The sequence below is a fragment of the Archangium primigenium genome, assembly GCF_016904885.1.
Taxonomy (GTDB): Bacteria; Myxococcota; Myxococcia; order Myxococcales; family Myxococcaceae; genus Cystobacter; species Cystobacter primigenius.
Map to the genome: position 1 here is coordinate 5,342,436 of NZ_JADWYI010000001.1, position 17,571 is coordinate 5,360,006.

The window sequence follows — 17,571 nt, forward strand, 5'->3', positions numbered from 1 at the left end:
TCCCGCGATGAAGCCCCTGGTCCTGGTGACGCTCACGCTTCTGCTGGGGTGCGTCACGGGCTCCATGAACGTCCCTCCTGGTACGGTGGGCAGCGCGGGAGGGTTCCCTCTTCCGCGCCGCATCGCTTGTGACAGGCCACCTCCGCCCGAGGATTGGCCCGAGTGGGCTCACCAGGATGCCGAGGCGTTGCTCGGATTCCTGCGGACATGCGTCTCGCTGGCCGACTACGTGGCACAGCAGCGGCGGATGGACCTGCCACGGCTCATGGAGGCGCTCGACGACTGGAGCGCCGTGCGACTGGGCGCCCTGGGCCCCGTGCGCGAGGACACCTCCGCGATCCTCAATCGCAAGCGCGCCGCCTTCCTCGTCTCCGCCACCGAGCGATACGGTTCCTTCTACGCCGAGGTGTTCGCCCTCTTCGTCCTGCACTCGGCCCATGACGACGAAGTGGACGACATCCTGCGGCGGCTCGCCCGGGACAAGCGCTTGGGACAGACCCTGGCGCTCATGCCCACGGTGCGCGAGGAACTGAAGGCGCGGGGCCGACCCTTGTCCGCCTACGCCGACCGGGGTGAAGCGCCTGGCGATGTGCAACGAGGGCTCGGACGGGCCGTCCGGGACGTGCTGGGCACCAGTCCGATGAGCGATGGCCTCCGTTATGCCGAGCTCGCCACTCGGCGGGCGCAACTGCCCTTGCCCTACCAGGAGGCCCTCCATGAAGTGGAGCGCGCCCTGGCGCGACAGCACTTCGCCCCAGGCCACGTGAGCGCGGGCAGCTTCGACGCGTTGACCTTCGGCGTTCCGCTGGGCGTCTACGCGCTCGTGGCGGGCACGGGTCAGGGACTCACCAGCTTGTCCCAAGGCCAGTACGAGCAGGCCACGCGGGAGCTGACGCCCGCGCTGCTGGTGGCGGTGTACGCCGGGGCCGGAAGTCGAGGCGCGCGCGCCTCACGTTGGGAGGCCCTCCAGGAGCTGGGGCAGTGGTGGGAAGCCCGGCTGGGTGCGAGCGGAGTGCGGGAGTTGCTCGCGGACATCCGCTCGCGACGCGAGGCGAGCTTCTTCGTGGCGGAGGGCGGCCTGGATGCGGCCCTGGCGTTGCGAGAAGCCCGAGGCGACGTGCACAAGGCCCCGGTCTGGTTGTCCCAGGCGAAGCCCCAGCGCATGAACCTCTCCGCTGGGAAGGGCGCCGCGGAGCGCCTGACCGCGCTGGCGGAGGAGGGGGTCGGCCTTTCCCCCGATGTGCTGGAGGCGCGACTGGCCCTGGCCGAGCGCGATGCCCTGGGCGCGCGTCTGTCCGCGGATGTGGCGATGTTGGAGCGGCAGCGCCCCGCACGGGAGACACCTCCGCTTGGAGCCGAGCACAACCCCCGGTGGGGCGAGTACATCACCTACCGGGAACAGCGTCTCGTGGAACTCCGGCAGGGCAGGGCCGTCGAAGGACCCTTGCGTTGGGACGCGTACGATTCGATGCGCGGAGGGTTCGCTCGGGGGTTGGAGTTCGAGCGGCTCATGGTGGAGCGGCTCCGGACCGACGCGGCACTGCCCCGCGCTTCGCGCCGCTTCCTCGGGGATTTCGAGCGGCCACGTATCGAGCGGTCCGTGGGCGTGTGGAAACCCGAAGGTGGCCTGCGCTTCGCGGATGTCCTCGTCATCGAGGAGGGCTCGCTCGCGGGCCAGGCGCCGCGTGTGGAGACCTTCAGCTTCAAGAGCCGGGACCTGTCGCATCTGGGAGACAAAGCCGTGGAGACGCGGATGATTGCGGACGCGCGGGAAGCGCTGGTGTACTACGGCGGGGCCCTGGACATCCGTCGGCCATCCCTTCGCCCCATCCTCATCGAGGGGCGATTCGTACCTGTTTCAAGGGTTCGCCTCGTTTACGAAGGGGGGACGTTCAAGCCCGCGAAGCGAAGGGATCTGCAAACACTGGTGAACGTTGTGGAGAAGGCAGTGCCCGACGTGGAGATCGCGTTCCAATGAAGGTGCTGGAATTTCAAGGTCCACGCGACGAAGACTACCTCTGGTCCACCTTCAAGGGCGCCCTCGACTCCCGAGTCCCGATGGAGCGTGCACTCGAGCCTTTCGTCCAGGCGATCGAGACGCACTCCCACGCGTGGATGCCGGATGTCGTGGAGGGAAAGCGGCGCCGCAAATTCGCCCGGGCCGCCCTCTGGAAGTCCCTGGAAGAAGAACGTCACGACAGGGGCGCGGCACTTGGCCTCTATCGGAGCACCGTACCCGCCTTGGACATGACGGTCAGGACATGGTTTCCACCGCTCACGCCTGAATTGGACGTCACGATCAAGGTCAAACCCTTGTCCCTTTTCGCGGAGCAGGAACACAGCCGTCGGTTCGTGGACCTGGTGCACGTCTGGGCAACGCATTACGTCGTCGAGCATGCCGTCGCCCATTGCAGCGATGACGCCGAGCTGGCTGACTTTCCGGACTTCGGTCGCGACGAAAAGACCGCGCGCCGTGACGGCTTCGATCAAATCTACGAGCTGTTCTGGCTCAATGTCTTCGGTCCGAAGCTAGTGGAGACCGTGGGCCGTGAGCGCATGCTTTCCACGCCGGCCTGGCGGGTGGAGGCGCTGCCCAACGGCGCCGTCCTCCTGGTGCTCTGGCCCACGCCCACGGACTTCGCGAGCGACGCGGCCCGAGAGCTCCAGGCCCGTGCCCATGTCCACCTGAGACCCGACCTCGATTACGCCACCGTCCTGCGCGCCCTGCACGAGCGCAGTGCCGCGCTCGCGCCCATAGAGCCCCGCTTCGCCCCAGAGCTGGCGCCACTGCTCTCGCGTGTCGTGGACGCCACGCCCAGTCACCTGCGCTCACGCGCCATCCGCGACTTCAACGCTTGGCGGCCCCCAGCGCCCGAGGAATGGCTTCCCGCGGAGGCCGCTCTCCCTCCGGACGTGAGCGACCGGGAGGCGGCCCTCGCGCACTACCGCCTGCAGGCCGAGTACCTCGTGGCCCTGCTGCACGCCGAGGTGCCCTCCGTCTTCGCCGCGACACCCGAGTCCCTCTCGGACATCGACTTCCAGCTCTGGCGTGAGGACTTTCCCTCCCGGCACCTCGCCCAGTCCCTGCAAGAGCGTGCGCTGCCCGCGCTCGGCGCCTATCTGGGCGAGGTCCTCGTGCGCCACCTCGGCGGCCAGTGGATTCCCCGCCAGAACCTCGAGGAGGCCCAGGTGCGGGTGGGCTCCCGGAACTGGCTGCCCTTCGCGCGAGCCCGCCGCTATCTGGAGTCGCGACAGGCCCTGCTGGACTTCTCCCTCTCCGGGCTCTTCCACGCCGCCGCCCGTCACCGCACCTGAGGCTCAGCGCACCTTCAGGCGCAGCAGCTGGATGGGCCAGGTGGTCTTCCCCTGGCCGCCGTTGAACAGCGCCACGCGGTCCATCTGGGGCACGGGCAGCCACAGCCAGCCGTCCTGGGTGAGGTAGGGCGCGTCTACCCAGTGCAGCCGCGGATCCACGAGCACCGTCTCGATGCGGCCGTCCGCCGTGCGCTTCTTGATCGCGTCCTCCGCCAGGTCGCTGAAGTACAGGTCGCCGTTCGCATCCAGCGCCGTGCCCCCCGTGGGCGGCAGGTCCGCCCAGGGCTCGACGTGCGAGGCCACCGCCTCGGGGGAGAGGCTCGCGTCGCGGAGCCAGCGCGTCTCGATGCGCGACCACGGCCCGTGCAGTGAGGCGAAATAGAGCCACTGGCCGTCCGCGCTGAGCTCCAGTGGATCCGCGTTCACCCGGAGCACCGAGCCGTCCGGCGCCTTCACCGTCTGGCCGCTCAGGCGGATGGGCCGGTCCTGAGGCGCCAGGGTGGAGGCGTGGTTGTCCAGCACCCGGCGCGCCGCGCCCGTCTCCAGGTCGAGCACGATGAGGCCCGCGCGGCCCGCGTCCGTCAGGTAGCCCGTCTTGTCGTGGATGCGGATGTCGTCCACGTAGCTCTGGGGCGTGGCGATGTCCGCGCCCAGCGGGTAGACGCGGCTCACGGTGCCGCTCTTGAGCTCGATGCGGACCACCTTGGCGCCCCCCGGCAAGGGCGCGCCACCGAAGTCCGGCGAGCCCGTGTCGATGACCCAGAGCGAGTCGTCCGGCTCGCGGTGGATGGCGTTGATGTTCACGAACGCCCGCTGGGCGTCCCCGCCCGGCGTCCACGCGTTCCAGGCCTCATCGGGAAAGGCGTGAGGCTTGCCGTCCGCGTCCAGGTGCGCGAGCGCGGGGCCCCGGGTGCCCGTCCAGCGGGGCCCGGCGACGAACACCCGGCCGTCCTCGGCGAGCGCCACGCCGTTCCAGATCTGCTCGCGGCTCTCGGCGGCCACGACGAGCGGGGAGTCCGTGGGGGGGCGGGGGGTCTGGGAAGCACACGCGCTCAACAGCAGCGCACTCGCGGCGATCAGGGGGGGTTTCATGGGCGGCAAGGTGGCCCAGCGGCGCGCCCGCGGGAATCCACACTTGCGCATTCCCGGTATGCGTTCGTGCATGCGCTAGAGTGTGCTCCCGGAGGCCGCGCCCATGTCCCTGTTGGTGGTCGACGATGATCCGCACCTGCGCGAGGTGGTGACGTTCGCCCTCTCCCAGGCGGGCTTCTCCGTGGAGCAGGCCACCAACGGCCGCGAGGCGCTGGCACGCATCCACCGCGCCGTGCCCGAGCTCATCGTCCTGGACATCATGATGCCGGAGATGGACGGCCTGGAGCTGTGCCGCGAGGTCCGCCGCACGCACACCTGTCCCATCGTCTTCCTGTCCTCGCGCGACGACGAGGTGGATCGCATCCTCGGGCTGGAGCTGGGCGGGGACGACTACATCACCAAGCCCTTCAGTCCCCGGGAGCTGGTGGCCCGGGTGAAGGCGGTGCTGCGCCGGGCGCGCGCCGTGGCGGCACCTCCGGCCACGCCCTCTCCCGTGCTCCAGCGGGGGCCCCTGAAGCTGGACGTGGACCTGTGGCGCGCGTGGTGGGGCGAGCGCGAGGTGGTGCTCACCGTCACCGAGTTCCACCTGCTCGCGGCGCTCCTGCGCGCTCCGGGCAAGGCGTTCACCCGGGACGAGCTGATGACCCGCGTCTATGACGACGGCGTGGTGAGCGATCGCACCATCGACAGTCACGTGCGGCACATCCGGCGCAAGTTCGCCGACGCGGGCGGAGACGTCATCCAGACGGTGCATGGCCTTGGCTACCGGCTCGCGCTCCCTTGACGCCCGGCGCCCGCGCGCGCGGCTGTGGATGGTGTTCGCCTCCGTGGGGCTGGGCGCCTTCGTGCTCGCGCTGCTCGGGCTCGTGTTCCTGCGCCTCTATGACGATCAGCTCGTCCGCCAGACGGAGTCCGAGCTCATCTCCCAGGGCGTGGTCATCGCCGAGGTGGTGCGCGCCGGGCTGCGCGAGCGGGTGGGGGAGGGCTACGGGCTGAGCGCCTTCGTGCCGCCCCCGGCGCCGCTCTCCGCGGAGTCCGGCCTGCGGCCCGTGATGCCCTCGCTCCGGGCCTCGGCGCCGGTGCTGCCCGCGGCCGAGGCGCCGCCCCGCGCCCTGCTGCCCGTGGATGCCCAGGTGGCCCCCTTGGGGGAGTCCCTGTCCGCGCTGGTCACCGAGGTGGGCCGCGCGACCCTGGCCGGCATCCGCGTGGTGGACTTCCAGGGCGTGGTGGTGGCCAGCAACCACACGGACGTGGGGGGCTCGCTCGTGGCGCGCGAGGAGGTGCGGGCGGCGCTGCGTGGCGAGCCGCGCTCGGTGCTGCGCCAGCGCTTCTCCACCGCCACGGACGCGCCCCTGGCCTCCATCAGCCGCGACGCCGGCGTGCGCGTGACGGTGGTGCTGCCCGTGCTGGAGGGCCGCCGGGTCTGGGGCGCGGTGGTGCTCTCGCGCACGCCCATGACACTCGCCAAGGCCGTGTACGCGGACCGGTGGAACCTCTCCGCCACGGGCCTGGTGCTCCTGAGCGTGGTGGCGCTCATGTCGCTCGCCGGCGCGGCGCTGGTGGTGCGCCCGGTGCGGGCCCTGGTGCGGCAGACGCGCGACATCGCCGCCAGCGCGCCCGAGGGCTTCTCCCCCGTGGCCCACCCCGTGGTGCGCGAGCTCGCCGAGCTGTCCGAGTCGCTCGCTGGCATGGCCGTGGCCCTGAGGGATCGCAACCAGTACATCCGCTCGTTCGCGGCCAACGTGTCTCACGAGTTCAAGACGCCCCTGGCCGCCATCCAGGGCGCGGTGGAGCTGCTGCGCGACAGCGCCGATCAGATGTCCGGGGAGCAGCGCGAGCGCTTCCTCGCCAACATCGACGCCGACGCCCGGCGCCTCACCCGGCTGGTGCAGCGGCTGTTGGAGCTGGCGCGCGCGGACTCGCTCGTGGCCCGGCCCGCGCGCACGGACGTGGCGCCCCTCCTGGAGGCGCTCGCCGAGCGGGGTCGCGCCGAGGGGCTGTCCGTGACGGTGGCGCCCGCGTCCGCCGGACACGTGCTCGCGCTGCCCGGGGAGGTGCTGGAGGATCTGCTCTGGCAGCTCGTCACCAACGCGGCGCAGCACGGGGGCGAGGGCGTGCACATCCAGTTGGAGGCCCAACCTGGCCGGGTGGTGGTGCGCGACGATGGCCGGGGCATCTCCGAGGCCAACCGGGCCCGGGTCTTCGACGCCTTCTTCACCACGGCGCGGGAGAAGGGCGGCACGGGCCTGGGGCTGACAATCGGCCAGTCGATGCTGCGCGCCTTCGGGGCCCGGCTGGAACTGCTCCCGGACGAGGGCCGGGGGGCCGCCTTCGCGGTGGTGCAGGAGGGCGCCGCGCCCGTCCCGGCAACTTCCGGCCGTTTCCCGCGATAATGCCCAGCCGTGGAGGCATGATGAACCTGAAGGCTCTGCCAGCCGAGGTACGTGCGGGTTTCGAGGAGCTGTCCGGAGCCCAGCGGGACGTGCTCGCCCAGGCGCCCGCCGAGATGAGGGGTTTTCTCGAGGCGCAGATGAAGATGCAGAAGGAGCAGGAACTGACGCAGCTCATCACTGGCCTGCTCAAGGGCGATCACGAGCAGGCCATGACGGTGGTGCGCAACATCGGCGGTTAGGCCGACCTAACTCTCGGCTGACGAAGCAGCCGTCGTTGTCGAGCACTAGCACGATGAGGCGGCCCGTCCGCTGCGCGCGCTCCACCAGCCCGGACTGCACATCGAGAAACAGAGCGATGGAGACACTCCTGGGCCGGTGGGAGCGCCTCGGGCACTAGTTCACTTCCCGCTCGGCGTCCGCCGCTTCTTGGAGCGCTTGTAAGTCGTCTTTGCGCTCACAGCGGCGGCAACGAGCGGCGCGCCCGTGCAGATGATGGCACCGGCGGCCATGCCACCACCGACGGCCTTCCCGATGGACTTGAGACCGCTGCTCACGACAGCCGCCCCATTACCACGACCGAGGCACGCCACGAGAAAGGTCGTGCCCAGCGCCCCCAAGAAGAGCGTCGACCACCCGGAGAGGCGCGCATCGGAGCACGCCTCGCGCTCAAGATCGGTCGCGTACGGGTCGTCCCGATAGGCCAGGAAGAGCGTCGCGAGCGAGGCGGCCCCCACGGCGGCTCCGGTAACGGCCACACCGGCCAGGGGGCCACCGCCAACGAGGCTGCCAGCCGTCGCGAGGGACTTCATCGTGCTGGCGGCACCGGTGAGGCTCAACGCGGCTCCCCCAGCGAGGAAGACAGCTGCCATCTTCGCCGCTAGCGGCGCCCCAGCCGTCGCGAGCACCTCACGCACTTGGTTGCTGAACGGCTCCCCAACCTTGGCAAGCGTGGCCAAGTGCTCGCAGTTGCGCAGCACGAGGTTGTAGCGAGCTTCGCCCAAGAGGGCACGGGCGCGTAGCACCACTTCCATGGGTGGGAGGCTCTGGCCGTAGGGCACGACCTCGACGGGGCGACCATCTGCGAACTCCGCGAGAGTGCCGAGGCGAACGCTCGCGCTGGTGGTGTCCTTCGTGCGGTCGCCCGCGTAATGCACGACCTGGCCCTCACCGACGTAGATGCCGTGGTGGTAGTACATGCCGCGCGTGGAGCGCAGGTGGTCGCCGAGCTGGATGACCCCGCCCAAGTGCAGGTTGCGGGGCAGAGGCGGCAGGATGCTGGCGGGAACGAAGCCGGTGTGACTGCTGGAGTTGTAGGTATTCAAGGCTACTATTTCCTTCCACCTCTGGTTCGGCCAGAGGGTGTCGATTTGGACTGCCTCACTACCTTCCTGACTCTCGACGCTGTAGCAGGGCGCGAGGGCTCATCTGATAGCCCTCGCCGATAATTGTCTGAGCTTGCCGCCTTACCGCAGAAGTTGGCAGCATAGCCCTACTGTCCACGTCAGCGCGGCTCAAGCCCAAGGCTCACACATTCCAGTCCAGCGCGTTTGCGGCGCCCCAGCCCATCACGTGGCCGTCAGTAGCGGTGGCTGAAACTCCAGGAGTGTAATGCCCCGCCATTGGGGGTTGGGATTCCGCATCCCATCCTTCAGCGCTGCTACACCTGGAGAAGCCAATGTTCGTGGCGGAGAAGCACCGACGTCCTGGGGCAAGGGAGGGTGAAGGTACGCAGCTCAAGCCTCGGCGACAAGGCCCGCCCCCCTGGGCGCCGGCCGGAGCTCTCTGGCTCATTGTCCTGTTTCTCCATGCGGCCTGCGCGTCGCGGGGGCCTATGGCGAGTCGGGAGACCGGGGGCGGCCGGGCAGGTAACACCGCGGCGGAGCGCGAGGCGCGCGCGGCGCCGAGAGACCTGCAACCGGTGGTCATCCTCTACGCGGCCGAGGTCGAGGCGCGCGGCGGTACGCGGGTGGTGGCCGTCACGCGGGAGGAATACCAACGCGCGGTGTCGCGGCTCCTCCAGCACCACCCGGTGCTGGGGACGCCCCAGGAAACCGCGCAAGGGATGCTCCAGACCCTGCCCGAGGAGGAACTGCTCGCCGAGGTGTATCGGGACAGGGTCCTCACACTGGTGCCCCTCACCGACAAGGGCTCGCTCGTCCCCGAAGCCGAGGCGGCGCTCCAGGAGAAGTACCTCCGGTGGTGTCAGTCACGCGGTGGGGGTGACTGCCTGGGCCTCTTCACGGATGGGCCCTACCTGAGGACCGACGACAGGCGCACCTTGGCACTCGCCCTGGCGTTCGGAGGGGTGCTCGACGAGACGCGCGCGGCCCTCGGACGCGAGCTCAGCCCCCAGGCGCTACTCGCCTCCCTGGTATGGGCCGCGGGCCTCTACCTGGCGCTCTGGCTGCTCCCGGAGCCGAGCACGAAGGCCGTGGCGGCCTCGCTCTCGGTGGTGCTGCTGGCCTGGCTGGGCGTGGACGCCCTGTGGGGCCTCCTGGACGGGTGGGTCCTCATGGCGCACGCGGCCCACGAGGCCACCACGTTCGAGGAGTTGCGCGACGCGGGTGAGGCCTTCGGCAACCGCATCGGAACGGACGCGGCCCGGGCGCTCGTTCTCGCGGTGGCCACCCTCACCGGGCGGACGCTGGGAGAGGGGGCCACGCACCTGCGCTCGCTGCCCAGGTTCAACCAGGCGCAGGCGCAGTGGGTGGTTCAGGGCATGGAGGGCTCGGTGGCGGTGGCCCTGGAAGAAGCCGCCGCGGTCGAAGTCGCGGTGGAGCGGAGCCGGGCGCTCGTCGTCCTCACATCGCCGCAGGCGCCCGCTGCCCTCAACGTCCTGGCGAGGAGCGTCGGCTCGGGAACTGCTCAAGGGCCTGGGGGCACCGTGGCCATCCAGCACCGAGGGGGCAACACGCAGGTCATCCTCAGCAACGGCGAGCGATGGCACCTCCCACGCGGCAAGAGTTACAGAAACATTCCGGCGGAGGATCGGCTTGGCGACGAGCTGCAGGCCGCCGTGAGGGAGGAGGCGGCGAGGTGGTCACACGCTAGACTGTCGAAGGAGGAGCAAGCAGCCATCACGGCCATGCGGGACGCGGGAAAGGAGCACAGGGCGAATCTGCTGGAGCGCCAAGCTCGCGGGCGCTGGATCGAGTTCCGGGTGAAGGACCGATTCCCAAGCTTGTCCTGGAACAGCCGCGGTGTAGACATCACAGGCCCGAGCGGGCAGAGCTACCACTACGAGATCCTGTCGGGGACGGAGTCGAACTTCGCGCTGCACGGGCGACGGATGGCGAGCACCTTTTTCCGCATGATCTTCTTCTGAGGTCCGTGTGACGCCCAACATCCATTACGAGAAGCGAGAGCTCATCGGCGAGCGGCTGGAGCTGCGCAAGGGCTCGTTCTATTGGCTTGGCCCCGACCTCACGTTGAGGGACTGCACCATTGTCATCAGCGCGGCTCGACGCTCACTGAGCCTGGTCTCAGGGCAATTCATCAACTGTGGCATTCAGGCGAAGAGCCAGCTCAAGACGATGCCGTGGGCGCCGATAAAGCTGAAGGGGTGCCGCTTCACGGGCTGCTTCACGGGCAACGACTTCGGATTCCGCGAGGACGTGGACGACAGGTGGAGGGCTGGTGGGATCGAGGACTGCGACTTCTCCGAGGCCGAGCTCCATGGGTGCGCCTTCTACAACTGCGACATGAGCACGATTCGTCTGCCACGCTGGCCGTGCTTCACCGTTTTGGATCCCCTCGGGCACGCGGCGCAGTTGCGCCAGCGCGCATGGCCCGGTCGGGTCGGCCGGGTCACCATCGAGGTGGTCTGCGAGTCCACCAAGGACACGGTCGCGGTGACCTGGCACGCGCCCACCGTGGCCAAGAACATGGACACGACGGTCGAGGAGTTGCGCGCCGCCCTGGAGACGGCCCCCGGAATTTTCATGTAGTCCGGTAAGGCCAAAGGCGGGGCTCAGGCCCCCGTGGCGAGCGCCTCCGTGGCGAGGCACCAGCGCACCCCGTCCAGGCCCACGTCCCGCACCACGGCGCGCACCAGTTCGCCGTAGTTCTCCTCCACCCACTGGCGGAAGTAGGCGTCCGGCACGGCGAGCACCAGCACCCCGTCCTCCACGTCCACCGCGCGCGCCTGGGCCAGCCACGTCAGCGCGTAGCGCTTGCCGCTGTCCTTGAGCCAGCCGAGGCACGCCTTCCAGCGCCGGCCCGCCTCGGTGGACTCGCTCGCGGTGTCCTCGGTGGACGGCGCGGACGGCTCGGCCACGGGCTCCAGGTAGCGGCTCCACACCTTGGGCGAGCAGAAGGCGAGGGCGGTGCAGCGCGGCTCCCGGGTGCGGCCCCAGTCCGAGTGGATGTAGCCCCGCCAGGCCGCCTGGAGCCGGCGCTCGTCGCCGCCCACCTTCTCCAGGGCGAAGCGGTACCAGCCCTCCCACGTCCGGGGCTGCTCCTCGGCGGGCAGGCCGGGCAGGGTGCGGCAGCGCTCGTCCTGGCACGCGCTGAAGAAGGCCTCGGCGGCCCCGGCCGTCACCACCGCCTGGAGCCGCTCCTCCGGCGGAGGCGAGGCGGGCACCATGTGCATGCCCGGCAGGCAGCGCTGGATGGGCTCGGCGTCCGTCCGGGGCTCCTCCGCCTCCACCGGCGTGAGCGGGACGGGTTGGAGCCGTGAACCTCCCAGACCCGTGCCGGCAGCAGCAGAAGAAGAAGTCTTCTTCTCACTCTCCTTTTCCTTCTTCTTTCTAGCGCCGGATGTCCCGACCCCGTCCGCCGGACGTCCGTCCGACGCGCCCGGGGTCTTCGCCGCCCGTTCCTTGCGCTTGCGCTCGGCCTCTTTCCTCCTCTTTTCGAGCACTTGCACGTAGCGATCACACAGGGTGAGGCGCACGGCGTCCTCTTCCCGCACGAGGATGCGGGCGCGCAGGAGGGCATCCCAGAAGGCGCCGGGAGCGCCCGTCCACCGGACCGCGGACTCGAGCGCCTCGCACCACACCGCCTCGTCCGCGGATGCGTCCGCGGATGCGTCCGGCGCCTGTCCGCGGGACAGACCGAAGCGTTCGAAGCGCCCGGAGGGCAGCGCCTGCACGGCCCAGATCTGCAGCTCCACGATCGAGCCCAGGAAGGCGCGCCGGTCCATCCCCAGGGTCCTCGCGGCGCACACCGCCTCGAGGCTCATGGGAAAGCCCACGTCCACCTGTACCCAGTCCAATCCGGCCATGTCTCCGCCTCCCGGGACACGCCCTGGAGTCCGGCTTCTCCCTCAGGGCTGATCCCCACCGGGGCCGGTGGACCGGTCCTGGCGGGGAAAAAGGGGGGAGACTCCTGATCCGGGGGTGATCCTCGCTCGCGATCTGAGTCGTGATCGCCCGCTCGTCTACCCCCCGACCTCACGCGTCCGGCTGGATCAGGAGATCCAAGGGCCTCGAGTGTCGCCCAGTCCGTGAGGCTGTATTGGCCGACACAGGGTGCTACAGGCTGCTGCGGGCTTCGGCCCACCGTGGAATCGGTCTAGGAAGGACGCATGCGCATCGGAAACAAGATCGCCCTGGGCTTCGGGCTGTCGCTGGTGGTGTTGTTGGCGGTCTCGGCGGTGGCGCTGGTCGGGGCGCGGACGCTCCAGTCGACCACCGCCTTGCTGGTGGACTGCCGGGATCAGGGTCGGCTCATGCGCGCCCTGCGCGCGGCCCTGGTGGACGCCGAGACGAGCCAGCGCGGCTACGTCATCACGGGAGACACCACCTACCTGGAGCCCTACCGACAGGCGCTGGGGGACGTGGAGACGGTGCTGGCCAACCTGCGCCTGCACCTGCGCGATGATCCGGAGCAGCGCGCGCGGCTGGAGGTGGTCGAGCCCGTCATCCGCGAGCGCCTGGTCACCATGGAGAAGACGCGCCTGCTGCGCGAGGGGCCCAACGGACTGGAGGCCGTGCTGGAGTCGGTGCGCACAGGCTCCAGCCGGGGCCGACAGATCATGGTCCAGGTGCGCCAGGGCATCGACGCCATGGTCGACGCCGAGGACAAGCGCTGGGCGCGGCTCGATCAGGAGGCCCAGGAGAGCGCCCACCTGAGCGTGCTGGTGATCGGCGGGGGCACGCTGCTCGGCCTGCTCGTCGTCGTGCTGGGCAGCTCCATCATCACCCGCAACATCACCGGGCCCCTGTCCAAGCTGGTGCAGGGCACGGTGATGCTCGGCCGCGGCCAGCTCGGCCACCGCATCGACGTGAGCAACACCGACGAGACGGGCGAGCTGGCACGCGCCTTCAACGAGATGGCCGATCGGCGCGAGAAGGCCGACGCCCAGCTCGCCCAGCAGGCCCAGGAGCGCGAGCACACCCTCAAGACGGTGGCCGAGTTCGTCAACCAGCTCGCGGGCACCTCCGCGGAGATCCTCGTGAGCACCACCCAGCAGGTGGCCGGCGCCCAGGAGCAGGGCAGCGCCGTGGCCCAGACGGTGAGCACCATCGAGGAGCTCGCCCAGACGTCCGAGGAGGCCGCGGGCCGCGCCCGGACGGTGAGCGACTCGGCGCGCCACTCCGAGGAGGTGGGCAAGAGCGGCCGGCGCGCGGTGGACGAGGCCGTGGGCGCCATGACGAGCGTGCGCGAGCAGGTGGAGTCCATCGCCTCGCGGATTCTGGCCCTGGCCGAGCAGGCCCAGGCCATCGGCGACATCATCACCACCGTCAGCGACATCTCCGAGCAGACGCACATGCTCGCGCTCAACGCCTCCATCGAGGCCAACCGCGCGGGCGAGCACGGCCGGGGCTTCGCCGTGGTGGCCACCGAGGTCAAGGCGCTCGCCGACCAGTCCAAGAAGGCCACCTCCCAGGTGCGGCAGATTTTGGGACAGATTCAGAAGGCCACCCAGGGCGCGGTGATGACCACCGAGGAGGGCACCAAGAGCGTGGCCTCGGCCACCCGCGTGGTGACCCAGACGGGCAGCACCATCCAGACGTTGAGTGATCTGCTCAGCCAGGCGTCACTCACCGCGGCGCAGATCTCCGCCAGCGCCAACCAGCAGGCCACCGGCATCGGGCAGATCCGCCAGGCCATGCGCGACGTGAGCCAGGCCACCCAGCAGAGCCTCACCAGCACCCGGCAGACCGAGCAGGCGATGCAGGACCTCAACGCGATGGGCCAGCGGCTCAAGGGCCTCCTGTCCGAGTACGGGCGGTGACTTCAGTCACCGGGTGGTGAATGGGCACCCCAGCTCCCACCCCTCGCCTCCGTCCCAACCCCTTGGAATCACTCAGGTGGGACGCGGGCGCACCCTGGCACGCGGGACGCAAGGAAGGCCCCTCGGGCGGCGGTCGGGTCCCGAGGAGCCTTGGCGATGCGCAAGAAACGGTTGGGAGATCTGCTTCGGGACGCGGGCCTCGTGGACGCCCTCCAACTGCGCTCGGCGCTGGGCGTGCACCACACGTGGGGCGTGCCGCTGGGCCAGGTGGTGGTGGACCTGGGCTTCTGCACCGCCCAGCAGGTGCTGGCGCTCATGGCCGAGCAGGCCCAACTGGCCACGGTGGACCTGGACGCGGAGGTGCTGGATCGCGACCTCGTGGACGTGCTGCCGGTGCACGTGGCGGAGTCCTGTCGGGTCATCCCCCTGCGCCAGGAAGGCCCCCGGGACTCGGTGCTGGTGGTGGCCACGCAGGCGCCGGGAGATCCGCTCGCCCTGGACGAGGTGGCGCGGCTGACCGGCAAGGCGCGTGTGGTATCGGTGCTGGCGACGGATGCCTCCATCGCCCAGGCCATCGAGCGCCTGTACTACCCGCACCTGGTGGGCGCGAAGCGGCCGGTGGAGGCCATCGAGCTGCCCGAGGCCGAGGCGGCCATGCCCCTGGTGCTCGGCCGCGCCGAGTGCCTCCTGTTGGACGGCCAGCTCCAGCGCCAGGAGGCGGCGAGCGAGGCGGACGGGCATGGCCTGCCGGTGATGAAGCCGCTCACGGACGAGCTGCCGGCGCACGCGCGGCTCACCGAGCGGGAGATGCCGTGTGTCCTGCTGCCCCTGCCCCCGCCGCGCGAGCCCGAGGTGTGGGTGTACGGCTGGGGCACGGGGGCGACGCGGGGCCTGATGCGGCTGTTGGAGACGTCCGGCCTGCGGGCGCGGGTGGCGCGCACGGAGGACGTGCGCGAGGCGAGCGCGCGCACGGTGGTGCTCGCGCCGTTGCAGTCCATCGAGGGCGTGATGCGCAAGGGCGTCCGGGCGCGGCTGGTGATCGCCGGCCGGGGCCGCGAGACGGAGCGGGCACGCGCGCTGGGCGTACACGCCTACCTGTCGGGCCCGCTCGCCGAGCGCGTGGTGCTCGACACGCTGCGCGAGCAGCTCGCCCAGGGCCACGTCCGCGCCCCGAGCCGCCGCGCGGGGTGAGCCGCCGCTACAGCGTGTGGCAGTCGCGCCAGCGCAGGCCGGTGACCTGGGCGAAGTCCAGCAGGTCCGGCACCGCCTGGTGCACCTTGTCGTGCACGTCGTGGAACAGGACGATGCCGCGCCGCCACAGCAGCATCAGCGTGATCACCCGATCCGTGGTGGGTTTGGCCGCCATGCGGGCGTTCCAGTCCTGCGAGTCGATGTTCCAGAGCATCACCTGGCTGTCCTCTTGGGTGAGGGTGCGCATGAGCGCCTCGGTGCGCTGGCCATAGGGCGGCCGGAAGAGCACTTGCTTCGTGCCCGCGAGGCCCAGCTCCGCCACGAGGCCCCGGGACGTGTCCAGGGACTCCTTCCACGTGGCGAGCTTCTGGTGGGACACGTGCTTCTGTCCATGCGAGGCCACGCACTGGCCCTCGTACAGCGCCTTCAGGGACGCGGCCCCCAGCTTGTCCTGGCGGGCCTTGAGCGCGTCGCCGAGCACGAAGAAGACGCCGTTGGCCTTCCGGGCGCGCAGCAGGGCCGCGAGCTTGTCCGTGCCGCCCCCCGCGGGCGTGGGCCCATCGTCGAACGTCAGCAGGAACTCGCGGTCCGGCCAGTCCGCGCCCGTCTCCTCGCCCGCGCCGAAGGTGAGGATCTCGCTGGTGGGCCCGGGAAAGAGCGCCGCGAGCCGCAGCTGCTCCCGGGCATAGACGGCGTAGAAGCGCTGATCCATGGCGAGCCAGTCCTTGTACCGCTCGGGCACGTCCGCCACGAACGCCCGGCCCTGGGCGACGACGGTGGCCGCGGTGGGGGCCTCGCCCGCGCACCCGAGCTCCGTGGCATCGCGGCACGTGGCCCGGCCCGCGCGCAGGTTGGCGGCCACCGTGGCCTTCACCTGGGTGAGCCAGCGGCTCACGGACGCGGTGTGCACCTGCTTGACGCCGAGCAGGGTGGGAAAGGCCTCGGGGTGCGCCTCCAGCTCGCCGAGCACCTGGGCGAACACCAGGTTCTCCGCGCGGGAGGCCTGATCGAACTCGCGGGGGGCGATCGGGATGACGGGCCAGAGGGAGCGATCGAGGGTCGCCACCTCCTGGGGCCCGGCGGCGCGGGCGGAGGTGGGGGTGAGCGACAGGGGGAGCAGCGCGAGCGCCGCGAGTGACAGGGAGCGGGAGATCATGGAGGAGAGGGGCGAGGGGTTCACGGCTGGCCGAGCTTCTGCTTCATCTTCTCGACGCCCTTGCGGTAGGCGGGATGATCCTTGAAGGACTGGGCGGTCTGGTAGCTGTCGAGCGCCTCGGCCCACTTGCCGTCCGCCTCGTAGACGCGGGCGATGTTGTAGTGGGAGCTGGCCCGGACGGTGTCGGCGTTGGGCCCGGAGGCCAGGGCGATGGCCTTGCGGTTGGCCCAGAGCGCCTCGGCGTCGCGGTGCAGCTTCTGGTAGGCGAGGCCCAGGTTGCTGTACGCCTGTCCGTGCTCGGGGTTGTTGGCGATGGCCTCCAGGTAGAGCGATACGGCCTCGTCCAGCTTCTTGGCGTGGTAGGCGGCCTCGCCCCGGCGGTTGAGGTCATCCGCGCTGGAGGCCTGCGCCCCCGTCACCGCGGGCGCGGACGTGAGATCGCCCGTCTGGAGCATGCGCTGGAGCTGGGGGCCCAGGTTCTTGCCGCCCCCCGTGTCGGTGAACTGGTTGAGATCGGAGAACTCGCCGTTCTCTCCGATGGCGAACACCACCCAGGTGTTGCCCGCGCGGCCAGGGGGCGGGGTGAACGTGCGCACGAGCGACGAGCCCACGTAGACGAACACCTTGGCCTTGCTGATGTCCGCCAGGCTCTTGCTCCCGGTGGCGGCCGCCTCGGAGTAGTTGTGCACGGCGTAGAGGTACTTCACCCCGGGCTTCTTCTTGTCCAGGGTGATGGTCTCCGGACCGAAGCCCGTCGTGTCATCCACGTCGAGCCGGGCCAGATCGCCCCCCTGGTTGGAGAAGAAGACGTGGGTGGAGGGGTGGACCAGGTGCGAGTCGAGGTCCGCCGGGGTCGCGCCCCAGTTGAGCACGATGCGCATGCCGTCCAGGTTCTGGGTCATCACCGGGCTCAAGGCATACGTCAAACCGTTGCACGGGCAGCGCGCCACGAGGTTGGAATAGCCGTCCTTCTTGATGATGAGGTTGACCGAGCCGTCGTCCGCGCCGGAGAAGCCGCTCAACCGCGCGCTGCCCTCGGCCGTGGTGGTGGTCTGGGCCGAGGCCTCGCCGTTCTTCTGGAGGATGACCTGCGCGCCGGAGAGGGCTTGATCCTTCACGGTGGCGCTGAGCACCTGGACGCGCACCTCCTCGGCGCCGAGCGCGTGCAGGGGAAGTCCAAGGGTGAGGGCCAGGGCGAGAAACCGCTTCATGTCTGTGTGCTCCACGAGGGGAAAGCCGCGGCG

At 70.3% G+C, this 17,571-nt stretch carries 14 protein-coding genes; 9 read left to right on the forward strand and 5 right to left on the reverse strand.

The features are described 5' to 3' along the window. Positions 1-7: 7 nt before the first annotated feature. Positions 8-1,978, forward strand: coding sequence for a hypothetical protein (locus tag I3V78_RS21910; protein WP_239576517.1), 1,971 nt, complete (start codon positions 8-10; stop codon positions 1,976-1,978). A gap of 335 nt (positions 1,979-2,313) precedes the next feature. After that, positions 2,314-3,315 (forward strand): hypothetical protein, encoded by a 1,002-nt coding sequence (locus I3V78_RS21915; protein WP_338023704.1) that lies wholly within the window; start codon positions 2,314-2,316, stop codon positions 3,313-3,315. Between the two features lie 3 nt (positions 3,316-3,318). Here I3V78_RS21915 and I3V78_RS21920 read toward each other — a convergent pair whose 3' ends face one another. Beyond that, a complete protein-coding gene (locus I3V78_RS21920) occupies positions 3,319-4,407 on the reverse strand; it encodes an L-dopachrome tautomerase-related protein (protein ID WP_204490404.1) in 1,089 nt (362 codons plus the stop codon). Positions 4,408-4,510: 103 nt separating this feature from the next. Here I3V78_RS21920 and I3V78_RS21925 point away from each other — a divergent pair, with 103 nt between their 5' ends. From I3V78_RS21925 to I3V78_RS21935, 3 genes are read left to right on the forward strand one after another with little or no spacing between them, the layout of a single operon-like run. Then, positions 4,511-5,191, forward strand: coding sequence for a response regulator transcription factor (locus I3V78_RS21925; protein WP_204490405.1), 681 nt, complete (start codon positions 4,511-4,513; stop codon positions 5,189-5,191). Beyond that, entirely contained in the window at positions 5,160-6,800 is a 1,641-nt protein-coding gene (locus tag I3V78_RS21930) for a sensor histidine kinase (protein WP_204490406.1), read from the forward strand. Before I3V78_RS21925 ends, I3V78_RS21930 begins: the two co-directional genes overlap by 32 nt. A 20-nt stretch (positions 6,801-6,820) precedes the next feature. Beyond that, a complete protein-coding gene (locus tag I3V78_RS21935) occupies positions 6,821-7,039 on the forward strand; it encodes a hypothetical protein (RefSeq protein ID WP_204490407.1) in 219 nt (72 codons plus the stop codon). 159 nt (positions 7,040-7,198) lie between these two features. Here the strand turns inward: I3V78_RS21935 and I3V78_RS21940 are convergent, their stop codons facing one another. After that, positions 7,199-8,122, reverse strand: a complete 924-nt coding sequence (locus tag I3V78_RS21940; RefSeq protein ID WP_204490408.1) for a lecithin retinol acyltransferase family protein — start codon at positions 8,120-8,122, stop codon at positions 7,199-7,201. Between the two features lie 353 nt (positions 8,123-8,475). Between I3V78_RS21940 and sitA5 the strand changes: the two genes are divergently transcribed. Next, positions 8,476-10,125: a SitA5 family polymorphic toxin gene (gene sitA5, locus I3V78_RS21945; protein WP_476756491.1), complete on the forward strand. Its 1,650-nt coding sequence runs from the start codon at positions 8,476-8,478 to the stop codon at positions 10,123-10,125. A 7-nt stretch (positions 10,126-10,132) separates the two neighbouring features. Then, positions 10,133-10,747: a pentapeptide repeat-containing protein gene (locus tag I3V78_RS21950; RefSeq protein WP_204490409.1), complete on the forward strand. Its 615-nt coding sequence runs from the start codon at positions 10,133-10,135 to the stop codon at positions 10,745-10,747. 23 nt (positions 10,748-10,770) lie between these two features. On the opposite strand, the gene I3V78_RS21955 is transcribed toward I3V78_RS21950, so the two are convergent. Next, positions 10,771-12,024, reverse strand: coding sequence for a DnaA N-terminal domain-containing protein (locus I3V78_RS21955; RefSeq protein ID WP_204490410.1), 1,254 nt, complete (start codon positions 12,022-12,024; stop codon positions 10,771-10,773). Between the two features lie 303 nt (positions 12,025-12,327). Here I3V78_RS21955 and I3V78_RS21960 point away from each other — a divergent pair, with 303 nt between their 5' ends. Beyond that, entirely contained in the window at positions 12,328-13,980 is a 1,653-nt protein-coding gene (locus tag I3V78_RS21960) for a methyl-accepting chemotaxis protein (RefSeq protein ID WP_204490411.1), read from the forward strand. 156 nt (positions 13,981-14,136) lie between these two features. Beyond that, on the forward strand, positions 14,137-15,171 hold the full coding sequence (locus I3V78_RS21965) for a GspE/PulE/PilB domain-containing protein (RefSeq protein WP_204490412.1): 1,035 nt from the start codon (positions 14,137-14,139) through the stop codon (positions 15,169-15,171). 7 nt (positions 15,172-15,178) lie between these two features. Here I3V78_RS21965 and I3V78_RS40195 read toward each other — a convergent pair whose 3' ends face one another. Further along, positions 15,179-16,351 carry a polysaccharide deacetylase family protein gene (locus I3V78_RS40195; RefSeq protein WP_204490413.1) on the reverse strand — a complete coding sequence of 391 codons (1,173 nt, stop codon included), beginning with the start codon at positions 16,349-16,351 and terminating at the stop codon, positions 15,179-15,181. Then, positions 16,348-17,538: a tetratricopeptide repeat protein gene (locus tag I3V78_RS21975; protein WP_204490414.1), complete on the reverse strand. Its 1,191-nt coding sequence runs from the start codon at positions 17,536-17,538 to the stop codon at positions 16,348-16,350. Before I3V78_RS21975 ends, I3V78_RS40195 begins: the two co-directional genes overlap by 4 nt. Between the last annotated feature and the right edge of the window lie 33 nt (positions 17,539-17,571).

Bases quoted from the DNA above. Each gene is read 5' to 3' on its own strand.
- I3V78_RS21910 (WP_239576517.1), top strand. From the start codon at position 8: ATGAAGCCCCTGGTCCTGGTGACGCTCACGCTTCTGCTGGGGTGCGTC.
- I3V78_RS21920 (WP_204490404.1), bottom strand. From the start codon at position 4,407: ATGAAACCCCCCCTGATCGCCGCGAGTGCGCTGCTGTTGAGCGCGTGT.
- I3V78_RS21925 (WP_204490405.1), top strand. From the start codon at position 4,511: ATGTCCCTGTTGGTGGTCGACGATGATCCGCACCTGCGCGAGGTGGTG.
- I3V78_RS21930 (WP_204490406.1), top strand. From the start codon at position 5,160: ATGGCCTTGGCTACCGGCTCGCGCTCCCTTGACGCCCGGCGCCCGCGC.
- I3V78_RS21935 (WP_204490407.1), top strand. From the start codon at position 6,821: ATGAACCTGAAGGCTCTGCCAGCCGAGGTACGTGCGGGTTTCGAGGAG.
- sitA5 (WP_476756491.1), top strand. From the start codon at position 8,476: ATGTTCGTGGCGGAGAAGCACCGACGTCCTGGGGCAAGGGAGGGTGAA.
- I3V78_RS21955 (WP_204490410.1), bottom strand. From the start codon at position 12,024: ATGGCCGGATTGGACTGGGTACAGGTGGACGTGGGCTTTCCCATGAGC.
- I3V78_RS21960 (WP_204490411.1), top strand. From the start codon at position 12,328: ATGCGCATCGGAAACAAGATCGCCCTGGGCTTCGGGCTGTCGCTGGTG.
- I3V78_RS21965 (WP_204490412.1), top strand. From the start codon at position 14,137: ATGCGCAAGAAACGGTTGGGAGATCTGCTTCGGGACGCGGGCCTCGTG.
- I3V78_RS21975 (WP_204490414.1), bottom strand. From the start codon at position 17,538: ATGAAGCGGTTTCTCGCCCTGGCCCTCACCCTTGGACTTCCCCTGCAC.